The organism is Kordiimonas gwangyangensis DSM 19435 = JCM 12864, assembly GCF_000375545.1.
Lineage (GTDB): Bacteria > Pseudomonadota > Alphaproteobacteria > Sphingomonadales > Kordiimonadaceae > Kordiimonas > Kordiimonas gwangyangensis.
In genome coordinates, this window is the sequence record NZ_AQXF01000003.1 from 70423 (window position 1) to 84526 (window position 14104).

The following is a 14104-nucleotide window of genomic DNA, read 5'->3' on the forward strand; positions in this document are numbered from 1 at the left end:
GGGCACATCGTCAGGCACGCTTAGTTCAGCGTTTCGCTCTCTTCAAGCGCGGTGCCCCACATCTTGTCCAGATTGTAGAAGCTACGCACTTCCGGGCGGAAAATGTGGATAACCACGTCACCCGCGTCGATCAGTACCCAGTCAGCCTGTTCCTGGCCCTGTACGAGCAGGTCCCGGTGACCTTCAGCCTTCAGGCCTTTGATCACATAGTCTGCCAGTGCCGCAACTTGGCGCTGCGAACGGCCGCTCGCAATGACCATATAGTCAGCGATGCTGGTTTTACCGGCGAGATTGATGGAGGTGATTTCCTCGGCCTTGTTGTCATCAAGGGCAGAAACCGCGATGTTGAGAATGTCCTCAGCCGCGAGGGCCTGTGGAGTTTCAGTGACGCTGTGCGTCTCCGATGTTGCCTGCAACTAATTGTCCTTTCTCTCGGTACCCGGCAGCCATTTTTCACCTAACAGCTGGCGGGCCTGTGTGGCTGAAGCGGGATGACGTGGCATTGTCACAAACGCCCAAGCCGGTGATTGGGAAGCCTTAAGTTCTTTTGGCGTCTTGCGAAACCTCGCAAATCGCCGCGCGAACCGGCCGTTTAACCCACGCATAGCATACCCCGGACGGTCAAAAACCGCAATGGGAAGCGCGCGGGCGATGTCCTGCCAGTTGCGCCATGTGTGGAAGGAGGCCAGATTGTCCGCCCCCATGATCCAGATAAACTTTGTCTCCGGCATTGCGCGCTTGAGCGCAGCGACGGTATCCGCGCTGAACCGGGTGCCAAGCCTGCGCTCAACATCGGTGACCACCATGCGCGGGTGATGGCCTACCATTATCTCTACACTTTCCTTGCGCCGACGAAACGCAGCCATGGTGCCGTCAGCTTTCTGCGGGTTGCCGGGGCTGACTAGAAACCAGATCGCATCTACGCCCAGCCGCTTCAGGCATTCGCGCGCTACACGCCGGTGCCCCTTGTGCGCCGGGTTGAAGCTGCCGCCATAAAGCGCCACCGTGCGACCACGCCAGCGTCCGGCTTCGGGAAGCAGTTCATATATAGGGCGGGGCGGCAAAATCAAGCCCTGGTCTGGCCGTCGCCACGGACCTGATATTTAAAGCTCGTCAGTTGCTCGAGGCCCACAGGTCCGCGCGCATGAATGCGGCCGGTTGCGATACCGATTTCCGCACCCATGCCAAATTCACCGCCATCGGCGAACTGGGTGGATGCATTGTGCATAACAATGGCACTGTCCACCTTGTTCAGGAAGTTGGCGGCGGCAGCCGCATCTTCGGTGATGATGCTTTCGGTGTGGCCTGAGGAATGCTCGGCGATATGGGCAATGGCGCCCTCCACCCCGTCAACAAAGCGGGCGGAGATGATGGCGTCCAAATATTCCGTGTCCCAGTCCTCGTCTGACGCGGGTTTCACCCGGTCGTCGAGCGCCTGCATACCAGTGTCACCGCGCACTTCGCAGCCTGCATCCAGCAGGGCACCCACGACGAAGATGGCGATGGCTTCAGCTTTTTTGTCGACAAGCAGGGTTTCGGCGGCACCGCAAATACCGGTACGGCGCATTTTGGCATTGAGTGCCACGTCGCGTGCCTTGCGTGGGTCGGCAGCGCCGTCGATATACACATGGCAGATGCCTTCGAGGTGTGCGAACACCGGCACGCGGCTCTCGGTTTGCACGCGTTCCACCAGCGACCGGCCACCACGAGGCACGATGATATCAATCACGCCGGACATGGTGAGCATTTCACCAACGGCCGCGCGGTCACGTGTGGGCACAAGCTGAATGGCGGCTTCAGGAAGGCCCGCGGCCTTCAGGCCCTTTACAAGGCAATCGTGGATGGCGCGGCTTGAATGCAGGCTTTCGCTGCCGCCGCGCAAGATCACTGCGTTTCCGGCCTTGAGGCACAGCGCGCCTGCGTCAGCCGTCACGTTGGGGCGGCTTTCATAGATAACGCCAATCACACCAAGCGGAACTCGCACGCGGGAGATATTCAGGCCGTTCGGGCGATCCCACTGTGCGATCACATCACCCACGGGGTCTTTGAGCGCGGCAATATCTTCAAGGCCCTTCGCAATGGCTTCAATACGGTCCTTGTTGAGAACCAGCCGGTCGATCATCGCGCCTGTGAGGCCTTTTTTCTCGCCAAACTCGATATCCTTTGCGTTGGCTTCGAGGATATCTGTGCGGGAAGTGCGCAATTCCTGTGCGGCGATGGTGAGCGCCTTGTTCTTGGCTTCGGTGCTTGCGAGCGCAAGCGCTTTGCTTGCGGCTCTGGCGCGCGCGCCCATCTCGGCCATCATCTGGTGAATATCTAGTGTTTCATCCATGGTGAAGCCTTTCTAGAGGAGCACGAGGTCGTCGCGGTGCACAAGCGCGGAACGGCCAACATGGCCAAGTACCTCATAGGCGTCCTGCATCTTGCGGCCCCGCATGAGGGTGGCGTGCTCAACACTATAAGACGACAGGCCTTGTCCCACGATATGGCCATCGGGCCCCACAAATGCAACAAGGTCGCCACGGTCGAAATTACCGTCCACTTCCGTGACACCAGCTGGCAACAGGCTCGCGCCCTGCCGTAGCGCTTTCACGGCACCTGCATCCACATGCAGAAAGCCGCGAGGCGCCATCAGGGAACTGATCCACTGTTTGCGCACGGTCATCGGGTCTGTCGCAGCCGGGAAGAGGGTCGAGCGTTCACCTGCCTCAAGCCGCATGACCGGGCTTGGCGCATGGCCGTTCATGATGATCATGGAGCAACCACCGGCGAGCGCGATTTTTGCCGCCTTAAGTTTGGTGATCATACCGCCAGTGCCGGGCGTGATGGCAGACGGTGGGCCTGCCATGGCCTCAATTTCCGGCGTGATGGCATCCACACGGTCAAAGAAATGAGCGTCTGCTTTTTCGCGTGGGTCGCATTCATACAGGCCGTCGATATCGCTAAGGAGGATAAGCGTATCCGCGCCCGCCATCTGCGCGACGCGCGCCGCCAGCCGGTCATTGTCGCCAAAACGAATTTCTGCGGTCGCCACGGTGTCGTTTTCGTTGATCACTGGCACCACGCCACGTTCAACGAGTGCTTCCACCGTATTGCGGGCGTTCAGGTAGCTCGGGCGGTTTTCGAGGTCATGGATGGTCAAGAGGATCTGGCCGATGACCATGCCTTCGGCACCAAAAAGCGACTGGTATGCTTGGGCGAGGCGAATTTGACCGACGGATGCAGCAGCCTGCGCTTCCTCAAGCTTCGCGGGCTTACGGTCAAAACCAAGGGGCTCAAGCCCCATGGCGATCGCGCCTGAAGAGACGAGGATAACCTGTGTGCCTTTGGCCTTTAGCGCCGCGACATCTTTCGCGAGTGCCTTGAGCCACGCTTCGCGCAGTTGCCCGGTCTCTTTTTCCACGAGCAGGGCCGAACCGATCTTGATTACAAGGCGGCGGGAGGCTTTGACTGCTTCATGGGCGGATAGGGACGACACTGGTCCTGACCTTAAATCGGGGACCAGTCGCCACCCGTCGAGGAGCTTTCCTGTTCCGAACCGGCGGAACCTTCTTCTTCCTCGGCGCGTTTGGCCTTGTCTTCCTTGACCACATCCCAAAGCGCGGACAGTACTTCTTTCACGCCGTCCTGCGTCACACCTGAAAGCGTCAGCACAGGCTGGCCCGAGACGTCCTGCAGCGCGAGGCGTTTTTCCTCAAGCTCTTCAGGGTCAATCGCATCACATTTGTTGAGGCCGATGATCATGGGTTTGTTGATGAGCTCGCCGCCATACTGCTCAAGCTCTTCCATGATGATCTCGTAAGCCTCAACCACATCTTCCTGCGTGCCGTCAATGAGGTGCAGCAGTACACCGCAGCGCTCCACGTGGCCAAGGAAACGTGTGCCAAGGCCGACGCCGTCGCTCGCGCCCTCAATAAGGCCGGGGATGTCTGCCAGCACAAATTCGTTCTCGCCCACGCCAACAACGCCAAGCTGCGGCGCGAGGGTGGTGAAGGGATAATCGGCGATCTTCGGCTTCGCGCGGGACACCACGCTCAGGAACGTGGATTTGCCTGCGTTCGGCATACCAAGGAGGCCAGCGTCAGCGATCAGCTTCAGGCGGAAGACAACATACATTTCTTCCGCTTCGCCGCCCGGCGTAGTGCGGCGTGGTGCCTGGTTGGTCGACGACTTGAAGTGCGTGTTGCCAAGGCCGCCATGGCCACCTTTTGCCAGCACCACGCGGTCACCCACTTTGGTGAGGTCCGCGATCAGGAATTCCATATCCTCATCGAACACCTGTGTGCCAACGGGAACCTTCAGGATGAGGTCCTCGCCGTTGGCGCCGGTCATGTTCCGGCCCATGCCGTGCTGGCCTTTTTGCGCCTTGTGGTGACGCTTGTAGCGGTAGTCGACAAGCGTGTTCAGGCCGTGGACAGCCTCAACCACCACGTCGCCGCCCTTGCCGCCGTCACCACCGTTTGGCCCGCCGAACTCGACAAATTTTTCCCGACGGAAGGAAACACAACCGTTTCCGCCCTTGCCGCTTTGAATATAGATTCTGGTCTGGTCTACGAATTTCATGCGCGCCTTGTATCAGATCAGGTGCGCGCAAGGAAGCGCGAGATGCGCAGCAAGCCGCGATTTTTTCTTTAAAATGACGAAAGTTCGGCGGTGGTCAGCCACCAGCTGCTTGCCATGCGATTTATTTGGCTGCGACAGGGTACTCATCGTCCTCATTTTGCACGGCTCGCACGTCACTGAGGAAGCGGATGACCACTTCTTTCATATGATTGCTGCAGGAACTGATAGAATCGGATGATCCCCGCACCTGTACGGCAGTTTCCCGAGCCTCGCCCGCCAGCGTGCGCACGCCAGCCACGTGTTTCGACACCTCCTGCGTGCCAAGGTTGGCTTCCTGCACGCTGCGGGAAATTTCGCCTGTCGCTGCGCCCTGTTCTTCAACCGCGGCCGAGATGGACGACGAAATCTCGCTCATTTGCTCGATAATCTTGCGGATAACCTGAACGGCGTGTGCCACATCCTGCGAGACCGATTGAATGTCGCGCACGTGAACGGCGATATCGTCCGTGGCTCGCGCTGTCTGATTCGCCAGTGCCTTCACCTCGCTTGCGACAACGGCGAAGCCTTTGCCCGCGTCGCCCGCGCGTGCCGCCTCGATCGTAGCGTTGAGCGCCAGCAGGTTTGTCTGCTCGGCGATGTCAGTAATGAGTTTGACAACTTCACCGATCTTGTTTGAGCTCGCGCCTAACATTTCGACGATCTCAGTCGCTTTATTGGCTTCTGCGACCGCGTTTTGTGAAATGCCGCTGCTGTCCACAACCTGACGGCTGATTTCGCTGATGGATGCGGTCAGTTCCTCAGCCGCGCTTGCGACGGTATGCACATTGGCATTGGTTTCCTCCGCAGCCCCTGCCGCAGCGTTACTTTGCTCCTCATTGCCGGCAGCCTGGCGTGCCATTGCCTTGGCGACTTCATTTAGCTCTTCGCTCGCACCGCCCAGTGTCGCGAGGGCTTCGCCGACCTGACGGTCGAACGCACTGGTCAGGCTTTCAATGGTTTTGGCGCGGCGTACGCGGGCTTCCATCGCCGCGGCCTCGCGTGCGTGCTCCCGGGCTTCGCGCTCCGCTTCTTCACGCTGGAGGCGTTCACGTTCCTCCATCTTTTCAGCCATTTCACGCAGGGCTTTTTCTTCGAGCCGCTTGCGCTCTAATCCGCTTTGCTTGAATTCCTCGACACAGTTTGCCATGCGCCCGATGGCGCTGCCGTAGTCCGTATAGGGGACGTTGGCATCAAGCCTGCCGCCTGCCAGTGTCTGCATCACGCCTTCAAGGTCCCTGAGCGGAATGTTGAGGCTGCGGTAAATCACGTAGCTCGCAAAGATAACCAACAGTGAACCCAGCAAAGTCGCAATGGAGTATATCCACAGGGCGCTATTGGCGACCGCGGCACTCTCTTCCGCGCGGTCCAGAATGAAGGTGTTGGTGTAATCTTCTACGTCCTTCAGGAGGTCAATCTTCGCGGTGATCTCTGTAAACCAATAGGTCGCCTCGTATGGGCCACTTGCCACATCGCCTTGCCGGTCAATAGCGTACTCCCGCATTTTCTGTACATTGTCCACGGCGCTGCCAGTGACCGTGCGGTCATAGAAATCCGTAATGGTGGGGGCTGCATAAGCGCGGAAGACATCGAGGTAGGATTGCTGCGCTTCGATCAGTTCAAGGAAGCGTTTGTAGGTGAGGGGGGTGAACTGGCCGTTGGCATATCCCGCGTTGCCCATGGCGCGTTCAAGGCCTGCGCGCTCCTTCGCTTCAAGCAGTCCGACATAAGCCGTTATCTGGCGGGACAGGTCAGCGTTGGAGCTGATGATTGCCATGGATTTTATCACGTCGAGGAGGGTTGCGATGGTCTGGGTATAGGTGCCTGCCATCTGCGGCAGAGTCATTTTGCCGCCATCAACGTCGGTGCGGACATCGGCCAGGGAGCTGATGCTCCTGCGCGCTATCGAGAGCTGTTTTACAAAATTGGTACCGAATGCAGCGGGATCAAGATTGGCATCCGCAGCTTTGAGGAGCGCGAGAGCCTTGTCTGTCTCAAGGCGCTGGGCCTGCATGAGGCGGGTGAGTTCGGGCTTGCCTGAAGAGCTTATGAAACCAGCCGTGCGGCCGCGTTCTCGCTGGAGTTCGTGGATGAGTGCGCTGACCTCTGGCGCGTAGCCGGAGAGTTCGCTGATGGAGCGTGCTTCGTTATTTCGTTCGAGCGCGGATCGGACTTCGGCAGCTGCCATGACAACAGCGATGACGAGGGGGATGAGGGCCAGTACAGCGATACGCATACCGAGGCTGAGGTTGTTCAGGGCCTTTTGCATACATGCTCCCTTTAATGCCAATGATGTGAAACGCTTAACTCATACTATTCGCACGCACTTTCCATGTAACCATGTCGGGAAATTAACTAGTTAATGTCGTTTTATCACAAATTGTATCGGGACTGTCATAGTTTTTACTAAAGGTGGGGTGTTGGGAGTGCATGAAAAAAGGCGGGCTAAAAAGCCCGCCTTCAATTCAGTCAGCCAATAGTTGGCTAATCTTAGTTCTCAACAGAGACGAAGGAGCGACCGCCCTTGCCTTTGGAGAATTTCACGTTGCCTTCGGTCAGTGCGAAGAGGGTGTGGTCTTTACCCATGCCAACGTTTTCACCTGGATATACTTTGGTGCCGCGCTGACGAACAATGATATTGCCCGCGAGAACTGCTTCACCACCGAATTTTTTTACGCCCAAACGGCGGCCAGCACTGTCACGGCCGTTACGGGAACTACCACCAGCTTTTTTATGAGCCATTAGAGTACTCCTTTATCTAATCGGGCCGCTTATTCAGCAGCTGCTTCTTCAGTCTTCTTCGCTGCTGCTTTCTTGGCAGCTGCGCCAGCGATCTTAGTCACACGCAGAACCGTAATTTCCTGGCGGTGGCCTTTCTTACGGCGATAGTTCTGACGACGCTTCTTTTTGAAGACGACGATTTTCTTGTCTTTCTTTTGCTCCAGCACCTCGAAGGTCACTTTGGCGCCAGCTACGAGCGGCTCACCAACTTTGACGCCCTTGTCGTCGCCAACCATGAGAACTTGATCGAGAGTGATGTTTTTGCCAGCTTCGCCATCAAGTTTTTCAACCTTGATCACATCGCCTTCGGCAACGCGGTACTGTTTACCGCCTGTCTTTACGACTGCGAACATAAATGTTCCTTTCTAATGTGCGCCGCAGACAACCGGGTGGACCAAACCCTTTGAAACGTCCCACACTTTGGGCGGTTTCCGCTGGCTTTTTTCAAAGCAAAAGTGACGGAGAGGAATCAGTTCCTTCCGCCAACTCGCGCGGAATATACGGATATGCGCGCATGAGTCAATGGAAAAGGCGCTGAAACGCAAGGAATGCGCCCGCTCGACGCTTGTTTATTTGATAATCGCAGGCCCGCGCAATAGAGATATTGGCAAGGCCAAATGGAGGAGTGCGGCATGGACAAGGTAATCGGCGCAGTAGTGCAGGCGGGCACGCCGCTTTTCGACAAGGCAAAAACCTTTGAAAAGCTTGGCGACCTGATCAGCGACGCCGGGCGGCAGCGCGCGCAGCTTGTGGTGCTGCCGGAGGCGTTTGTGGGCGGTTACCCAAAAGGCCTCGACTTCGGTGTGCGCCTTGGCTCCCGCAGCAACGAGGGGCGGGACATGTTCCAGCGCTATGCCGAGCAAGCCATCACCGTGCCGGGGCCGGATGCCGATGCGATTGGCGAAATGGCCGCCGCGGCGGGCGTATACCTCGTGGTGGGCGTGGTGGAGCGCGAGGGCGGCACACTTTACTGCACCTCGCTCTATTATGCGCCAAGCGGTGCGCTTATCGGCAAACACCGCAAGCTGATGCCCACAGCGCTTGAGCGTGTGGTTTGGGGCTTTGGCGACGGCTCCACTCTCGCGGCCCCCAAAACCGAGATCGGAACGCTCGGCGGTGCCATCTGCTGGGAAAATTATATGCCGCAGCTTCGCCTGGCCATGTACGGCAAAGGGGTGGAGTTTTACTGCGCGCCCACGGTGGATGACCGCGATGTCTGGCTGCCGACCATGCAAACCATTGCCCTTGAAGGCCGCTGTTTTGTGCTGAGCGCTTGCCAGTATATGGAGCGCGGCTACGGCCCGGCGGACTATCACCCGGTGCAAGGTGATGCGCCGGACACGGTGCTCATCCGTGGTGGCAGCTGCATCATCTCCCCCATGGGCGACGTGCTGGCTCCACCGGTGTTTGGCAAGGAAGTCACGCTATTGGCGGAGCTCGACCGCAGCGCCATTGTGCGCGGGAAGTACGACCTTGATGTTGTGGGTCACTACGCCCGGCCGGACATATTCACGCTGACGGTCAATGAGGCGCCGCAGAATGTGGTCGGCGCTAAAGCCTAGCCGATAGTCTCGCGGAAGAAGCGCAACCAGTTCTGGCCAAGGAGCTTTTCCATGTCGCCGGTCGAATAGCCACGCCGGTCGAGCACCGGCAGCAGGTTCCTGAACCGCTCCGGCTCATCCAGTTCCGGGATCCACGCGGGCCACTGCACGTCATATTCTTTTTTGTAGAATTTGATGCGCGGGTCGTACCAGTTCTCCTTTGTGGCCCAGCTTTTGATGCCGCGGACCGGGAAATCGGTCGAGAGCCCTACATGGTCGATACCCATGAGTTTCACCGCGTGGTCGATATGGTCCACATAGGTCTCGATCGTGGTGTCGGTGCCCGGGTTTTTGCCAATGAAATAGCCAAGGGCTGCAATGCCTGCAACGCCGCCATTCTCGGCCAACGTCCTGAGCGCGCTGTCTTCCTTGGCGCGCGGATGGTTCGGCCTCAGGCTCTCACACATGGTGTGGGTGAAGGCGATGGGCTTTTTTGACAGATGGATGGCGTCAAGGGTCGTCTGTTTGCCGGAATGGGAAACATCTACGATGATGCCAAGCTCGTTCATACGCTCCACAACCGCAACGCCGAAGTCTGAAAGGCCGGCGTTCGTGCGTTCGGTGCTGCCGTCACCCACTAGGTTGCGGCTGTTGTAGGTGAGCTGGAAACAGCGGGCGCCCATTTCATAGAGCACATCCACATTGTCAACGTCACCTTCAAGCATGATGGTGTCCTGGAAGTTCATCATCACAGCGAGCTTGCCGGTTTTCTTGGCTTCCAGATAGTCATCGGCTTTGAGCGCAAACATGTAGCGCTCACCAAACTCATCCACCCTGCGGTGCCAGGCCAAAAGTTCATCAAGCGCGACCTTGAGGGAGGAGCGGTCAAGGCTTGTGATAATGCCGGTGTAGCCTGAGCGCTCGACGGCGGCATATTCCTCATCGTCCCATTTGCGCGCGAAGCTGAGGGTGTCGATGACGATGGCCTGATTATAAAGCGCATCAAGGTCCGCCTTGCTTGCGGCGAGCACAGAACGTGGCGCGATTGATGCCAGTGCGCCGGTAGCGGCAGCGCCCATGAGGAAAGTGCGGCGGTCGAATGTCATTGATGGTCCCCTCAGTCTGTAACTCCCAACCGTCAGGGTTGCCGGGCGCAAGGGGGAAGTCAAGTGCAGCACAAAAAGAAAGGGCGGCCTCAGCCGCCCCAATCCGATTATTCCGCCGCTTTGGCGTAACTGTTCATCAGCCTTTCTTTGGCTGCAAAATATTCATTCGCGAGGCGGTCGACCATTTTGGCGGCTGGTACGATCTCTTTCACCGCGCCAATACCTTGGCCGCAGCCCCAGATGTCTTTCCAGGCCTTTTTGTCCTGGTTGCCGCCAGAGCCGAAGTTCATCTTGGTCGGGTCGCTCACGGGCAGGTTCTTGGGATCAAGGCCCGCAGCCTCAATGGACGGCGCGAGATAGTTACCGTGCACGCCCGTAAACAGGTTGGAGTAGACGATATCATCGGCACCATAGTCGACAATCGCTTGCTTGTAACGCTCGTCCGCGTTGGCTTCTTCAGTTGCGATGAAGGCGGAGCCGATATAGCCAAAGTCTGCGCCCATGGCTTGGGCTGCGAGCACTGCACCGCCCGTCGCGATGGAGCCTGAGAGCGCAAGCGGGCCATCAAACCACTCGCGGATTTCCTGAATGAGCGCGAAAGGCGAGAGTGTACCCGCGTGACCGCCGGCGCCAGCCGCAACGGCAATCAGGCCGTCCGCGCCTTTTTCAATCGCTTTCTTCGCGAACCGGTTGTTGATGACATCATGCATCACAACACCGCCGTAGGAATGCGCCGCGTCATTGACTTCCTTGACCGCACCAAGGGAGGTGATAACCACCGGCACCTTGTATTTCACGCACATCTCGACGTCATGCATCAGGCGCTCGTTCGACTTGTGAACAATCTGGTTCACGGCGAAAGGTGCGGCAGGACTATCGGGGTTGGCCTGGTTGTGGCGGTCCAGTTCTTCGGTGATGCGCTTCAGCCATTCCTCAAGTACCGGAGCCGGGCGGGCATTGAGCGCCGGGAAGGAACCAATAACACCAGCCTTGCACTGTGCGATCACAAGATCAGGGTTCGAGATGATGAAAAGCGGCGACCCGATCACCGGAATACGCAGATTGGAAAACTGTTGCGGTAGCGCCATGGCCATGCGTCCCTTTGTATTTGAATAACCTTGAATGCGTGACGGTAGGGTGAAAGCCCCCTGCGTCAACTTCCCTGAGAGCGAAAATAGGATATTGGACTATATAGTCCAGTAAATAATTTCAAATCACGGATGGACCATCAGTCTTTGCGGCTATAGATGGCGCATGCTAGGGAGAGGGATGGTAGGTAGGGAAGGCGATGAGCAGCAATCTGGCAGGATGGAAAGAGCGGTTTTTTGCGCCCGTTGACGGCGCGTCCCTCGCGCTGTTTCGCATCCTGTTTGGCGCCGTTATCCTCTTTGAAGCATGGCGCTATGAAACCAACAACTGGATGGAGGACAAGTTCCTCTTCCCCACTTTCCGCTTTAGCTACCACGGCTTTGAATGGGTGGACCCACTGCCGCCCGCGCTAATGTTATGGGTGACCAAGCTACTTGCCATCTTCGCCTTCCTTGTCATGGTAGGGCTGTTTTTCCGTGTGGCGGCTGTCGGTATGCTCGCGCTGTTCAGCTATATCTTCCTGCTCGATAAAGCGCAGTATCTGAATCATTTTTATTTCACCATCCTGCTTGCATTCGTGCTCGCGGTTATCCCGGCGCACCGGGTTTGGTCGCTCGACCGCCTGCGGGGTGCGGTCACCGGGCTACCGGTTATGCCCGCATGGTCCCAATGGCTCGCGCGTGGTCAGATGGAGATCATGCTTCTCTGGGCCGGGATCGTGAAGCTGAACGCCGATTGGCTGAATGGCTTGCCGCTGCGCGATTGGCTCTCGAACAGTGCGGACGAATTTTCCGGCGTTATCGCAGAACTTCTGCGCTCGCCTGACTTTGGCGTCATGGCGGCATGGGCAGCGGCGCTGTTGCACATCATCGGCGCGCCGCTCCTGCTCATTCCTCGCGTTCGGGTGGTCGTGTTTTTTGCCTATGCGGGTTTCCATATCTCCAACCACTTCCTTTGGAACATCGGTATCTTCCCGTGGCTGACCATCGTGGGCACCACCCTGTTCCTCGATGCCTCGTGGCCACGCAAGTTTTTGGGCAAAACACCGCATGCGGCACCCATGCAAGACGCTGCTTTCAAGCCGTCCCTACTGGTGGCGGGTTTTGTGTGTGTATGGCTTTTGAGCCAAGCGCTGTTGCCGCTCAGGCCCTATATCTATGACGGTAATGTCGCCTGGAACGAGCAGGGGCACCGGTTTTCGTGGCGTATGAAGTTGCGCGACAAGGAGGGCGGGCTGGCTTATCGCGTTGTAGATGCGAACACGGGGCGCACATGGCATATCAATATCTATGACCATCTGGATGGAAGGCAGGCCCGCAAGATGGTTGCCCGGCCAGACATGATCCTTGAATACGCCCATTATTTGCATGACCGCTTCAAGGCTGAACATGGCCTTGATGACGTGCAGGTGTTTGCTCACTCTTTTGTGTCGGTCAATGGCCGTCCGATGGAACGGTTCATTGCGCCTGACCTGAATCTGGCAGCGGTAAAGCGCACGTATCTGGCGCAAGACCACTGGCTCGAGACATATTCGGAGGACCGCAAGCCATGAACGGGCCGATCCTCTTTTATGACGGTGTGTGCAACCTCTGTAACGGCACGGTGCGCTTTGTGCTCACGCGCGACAGCAAGCAAGTGTTCCGCTTTGCAGCGCTCCAATCAGACTATGCACGCGACGCACTCACGCGCCTTGGCGTGAACCCGGAATTGGATACGATCTATTTGCTCAAGGACGGCGTGCTGCATGACCGTTCCAGTGCAGCGCTACGAATTGCCAGCCAGTTGCGTTTCCCATGGCCAACTATGGCGGTTTTCCTGATTGTGCCAAAGCCGCTACGCGACACCGTCTATAACTGGGTGGGCCGCAATCGCTACCGCTGGTTCGGCCGCACAGACACCTGCCAAATCCCTGATACTGACGCGCGGAACCGCTTCCTTGATCAAAGTGAAGATTAGCGCTTGAAAGGGGTGAAAGCTTGGAGTAGGGTGCGCGCCGCCGCTGACCCCTAAGGGGTGCAAGCACTATGATGCGGAGAGATGCCGGAGCGGTCGAACGGGGCGGTCTCGAAAACCGTTGTGCCCGCAAGGGTACCGAGGGTTCGAATCCCTCTCTCTCCGCCATTTACTCTTTTCTTTTCTGTATGCTTGATTGATCATCCTCATATGATGTGTCGCCGTGCGTTTGTGCATCGGCTGCCTTGCTAACTGGGGTGCAAGCCGTGACAGATTACCACCGGATGCTATTCTTGAAACTTCAGGAACTTCCTGTCCATGACGGCGAGGGCCGTGCGCGGGTTTATGACGCGTGCCGGGCGGCAGTCGCGGATGAATGTTCTGGTTCAGCGAAGCTGACGGCCGAGCTTGAGAAGCTTGAAAAGGCGATCAGACGCCAGGAAATGCAAGCCTTGCTCGAAGAAGGCGCATCCTCGCGGGAGCATTGATTACATGCACATGGATGACATTTATGATCAGGTGTCCTTCAGGCACATCAGGTCAGGCGAGGTTAAACCAGGTGTAATCGGCTGGCGTGATGATCAGTCGCCCTGGGTAACCCTTCAGGTGTGGGATGGTCCTAGCGTGCAAGCGGCAAGCAAGACCCTGGAGGGTGCATACCGTGAGGCATGCGGTAGACTCGCGCGGCGCGGTTACATCCCTGTTGTGCATGAGGGCCGCTTCAAAATAAGCCAGGAACAGCTCTCGAATCCCTATCCGTGGTGGCCACTGGCAGCCTGCACGATTGTACTTCTGGCGACTGCTGTAGCGGCTTATTATATGATGCTGGCATAGGCGACGCAACGCCGACACAGTTTCGCCGCCATGCTGTCGTTATTCCGCCTGCAAAAGGCTCAATTTAAGCGGGTAATTGCCCATCTTTATGGATTCTTAGCACAGCCGACTGTCTGTCCTCATCGAAACCTGACTCTCTTTGCGTAACTCTGAACTCAGCTCTCGTGCTCAGGCTACCTCCCCTGCCTCAAGCCGAGGAGC

At 57.6% G+C, this 14104-nt stretch carries 15 protein-coding genes and 1 tRNA gene; 6 read left to right on the plus strand and 10 right to left on the minus strand.

What is annotated here, in order from left to right; all coding sequences use genetic code 11:
* Nucleotides 1–20: 20 nt before the first annotated feature.
* The 8 genes from rsfS to rplU form a co-directional block, all read right to left on the minus strand.
* Nucleotides 21–416, minus strand: coding sequence for a ribosome silencing factor (rsfS, locus tag B150_RS0108680; RefSeq protein ID WP_020399521.1), 396 nt, complete (start codon nucleotides 414–416; stop codon nucleotides 21–23).
* Complete coding sequence (nadD, locus tag B150_RS20295; protein ID WP_202899380.1) at nucleotides 417–1064, minus strand: nicotinate (nicotinamide) nucleotide adenylyltransferase; 648 nt, start codon at nucleotides 1062–1064, stop codon at nucleotides 417–419.
* A 2-nt stretch (nucleotides 1065–1066) separates the two neighbouring features.
* Nucleotides 1067–2332, minus strand: coding sequence for a glutamate-5-semialdehyde dehydrogenase (locus tag B150_RS0108690; RefSeq protein WP_020399523.1), 1266 nt, complete (start codon nucleotides 2330–2332; stop codon nucleotides 1067–1069).
* Between the two features lie 12 nt (nucleotides 2333–2344).
* Nucleotides 2345–3478: a glutamate 5-kinase gene (gene proB, locus B150_RS0108695; protein ID WP_020399524.1), complete on the minus strand. Its 1134-nt coding sequence runs from the start codon at nucleotides 3476–3478 to the stop codon at nucleotides 2345–2347.
* A gap of 11 nt (nucleotides 3479–3489) precedes the next feature.
* Entirely contained in the window at nucleotides 3490–4563 is a 1074-nt protein-coding gene (obgE, locus tag B150_RS0108700; protein WP_020399525.1) for a GTPase ObgE, read from the minus strand.
* A 121-nt stretch (nucleotides 4564–4684) separates the two neighbouring features.
* Entirely contained in the window at nucleotides 4685–6868 is a 2184-nt protein-coding gene (locus B150_RS0108705; RefSeq protein ID WP_020399526.1) for a methyl-accepting chemotaxis protein, read from the minus strand.
* 221 nt (nucleotides 6869–7089) lie between these two features.
* A complete protein-coding gene (gene rpmA / locus B150_RS0108710; RefSeq protein WP_020399527.1) occupies nucleotides 7090–7341 on the minus strand; it encodes a 50S ribosomal protein L27 in 252 nt (83 codons plus the stop codon).
* A gap of 29 nt (nucleotides 7342–7370) precedes the next feature.
* The gene (gene rplU / locus B150_RS0108715; RefSeq protein WP_020399528.1) at nucleotides 7371–7733 is read right to left on the minus strand and encodes a 50S ribosomal protein L21; all 363 of its coding nucleotides are present in this window, start codon (nucleotides 7731–7733) and stop codon (nucleotides 7371–7373) included.
* A 279-nt stretch (nucleotides 7734–8012) separates the two neighbouring features.
* Here rplU and B150_RS0108720 point away from each other — a divergent pair, with 279 nt between their 5' ends.
* Nucleotides 8013–8942 carry a carbon-nitrogen hydrolase family protein gene (locus tag B150_RS0108720; RefSeq protein ID WP_020399529.1) on the plus strand — a complete coding sequence of 310 codons (930 nt, stop codon included), beginning with the start codon at nucleotides 8013–8015 and terminating at the stop codon, nucleotides 8940–8942.
* Here the strand turns inward: B150_RS0108720 and B150_RS0108725 are convergent.
* Complete coding sequence (locus B150_RS0108725) at nucleotides 8939–10027, minus strand: dipeptidase (protein ID WP_020399530.1); 1089 nt, start codon at nucleotides 10025–10027, stop codon at nucleotides 8939–8941. The genes B150_RS0108720 and B150_RS0108725 overlap by 4 nt on opposite strands.
* A gap of 107 nt (nucleotides 10028–10134) precedes the next feature.
* Nucleotides 10135–11115, minus strand: coding sequence for an NAD(P)H-dependent flavin oxidoreductase (locus B150_RS0108730; RefSeq protein WP_026168285.1), 981 nt, complete (start codon nucleotides 11113–11115; stop codon nucleotides 10135–10137).
* Between the two features lie 200 nt (nucleotides 11116–11315).
* Between B150_RS0108730 and B150_RS0108735 the strand changes: the two genes are divergently transcribed.
* The 5 genes from B150_RS0108735 to B150_RS0108755 all read left to right on the plus strand — a co-directional run bounded on the left by B150_RS0108735 (nucleotide 11316) and on the right by B150_RS0108755 (nucleotide 13903).
* Nucleotides 11316–12668, plus strand: a complete 1353-nt coding sequence (locus tag B150_RS0108735; protein ID WP_020399532.1) for an HTTM domain-containing protein — start codon at nucleotides 11316–11318, stop codon at nucleotides 12666–12668.
* The gene (locus B150_RS0108740) at nucleotides 12665–13072 is read left to right on the plus strand and encodes a thiol-disulfide oxidoreductase DCC family protein (RefSeq protein ID WP_020399533.1); all 408 of its coding nucleotides are present in this window, start codon (nucleotides 12665–12667) and stop codon (nucleotides 13070–13072) included. The genes B150_RS0108735 and B150_RS0108740 overlap by 4 nt, the downstream gene beginning before the upstream one ends.
* Before the next feature lie 75 nt (nucleotides 13073–13147).
* Nucleotides 13148–13237, plus strand: a tRNA-Ser gene (locus B150_RS0108745).
* Between the two features lie 125 nt (nucleotides 13238–13362).
* Nucleotides 13363–13557, plus strand: a complete 195-nt coding sequence (locus B150_RS0108750) for a hypothetical protein (protein WP_155860006.1) — start codon at nucleotides 13363–13365, stop codon at nucleotides 13555–13557.
* 4 nt (nucleotides 13558–13561) lie between these two features.
* Nucleotides 13562–13903: a hypothetical protein gene (locus B150_RS0108755; protein ID WP_155860007.1), complete on the plus strand. Its 342-nt coding sequence runs from the start codon at nucleotides 13562–13564 to the stop codon at nucleotides 13901–13903.
* The last annotated feature ends 201 nt before the right edge of the window (nucleotides 13904–14104 follow it).

What these genes read in the sequence shown, in the direction of transcription:
- B150_RS0108740 (WP_020399533.1), top strand. Translation starts at nt 12,665, where the DNA reads ATGAACGGGCCGATCCTCTTTTATGACGGTGTGTGCAACCTCTGTAAC.
- rplU (WP_020399528.1), bottom strand. Translation starts at nt 7,733, where the DNA reads ATGTTCGCAGTCGTAAAGACAGGCGGTAAACAGTACCGCGTTGCCGAA.
- rpmA (WP_020399527.1), bottom strand. Translation starts at nt 7,341, where the DNA reads ATGGCTCATAAAAAAGCTGGTGGTAGTTCCCGTAACGGCCGTGACAGT.
- obgE (WP_020399525.1), bottom strand. Translation starts at nt 4,563, where the DNA reads ATGAAATTCGTAGACCAGACCAGAATCTATATTCAAAGCGGCAAGGGC.
- B150_RS0108705 (WP_020399526.1), bottom strand. Translation starts at nt 6,868, where the DNA reads ATGCAAAAGGCCCTGAACAACCTCAGCCTCGGTATGCGTATCGCTGTA.
- B150_RS0108755 (WP_155860007.1), top strand. Translation starts at nt 13,562, where the DNA reads ATGCACATGGATGACATTTATGATCAGGTGTCCTTCAGGCACATCAGG.
- B150_RS0108725 (WP_020399530.1), bottom strand. Translation starts at nt 10,027, where the DNA reads ATGACATTCGACCGCCGCACTTTCCTCATGGGCGCTGCCGCTACCGGC.
- B150_RS0108690 (WP_020399523.1), bottom strand. Translation starts at nt 2,332, where the DNA reads ATGGATGAAACACTAGATATTCACCAGATGATGGCCGAGATGGGCGCG.
- B150_RS0108730 (WP_026168285.1), bottom strand. Translation starts at nt 11,115, where the DNA reads ATGGCGCTACCGCAACAGTTTTCCAATCTGCGTATTCCGGTGATCGGG.
- B150_RS0108720 (WP_020399529.1), top strand. Translation starts at nt 8,013, where the DNA reads ATGGACAAGGTAATCGGCGCAGTAGTGCAGGCGGGCACGCCGCTTTTC.
- B150_RS0108735 (WP_020399532.1), top strand. Translation starts at nt 11,316, where the DNA reads ATGAGCAGCAATCTGGCAGGATGGAAAGAGCGGTTTTTTGCGCCCGTT.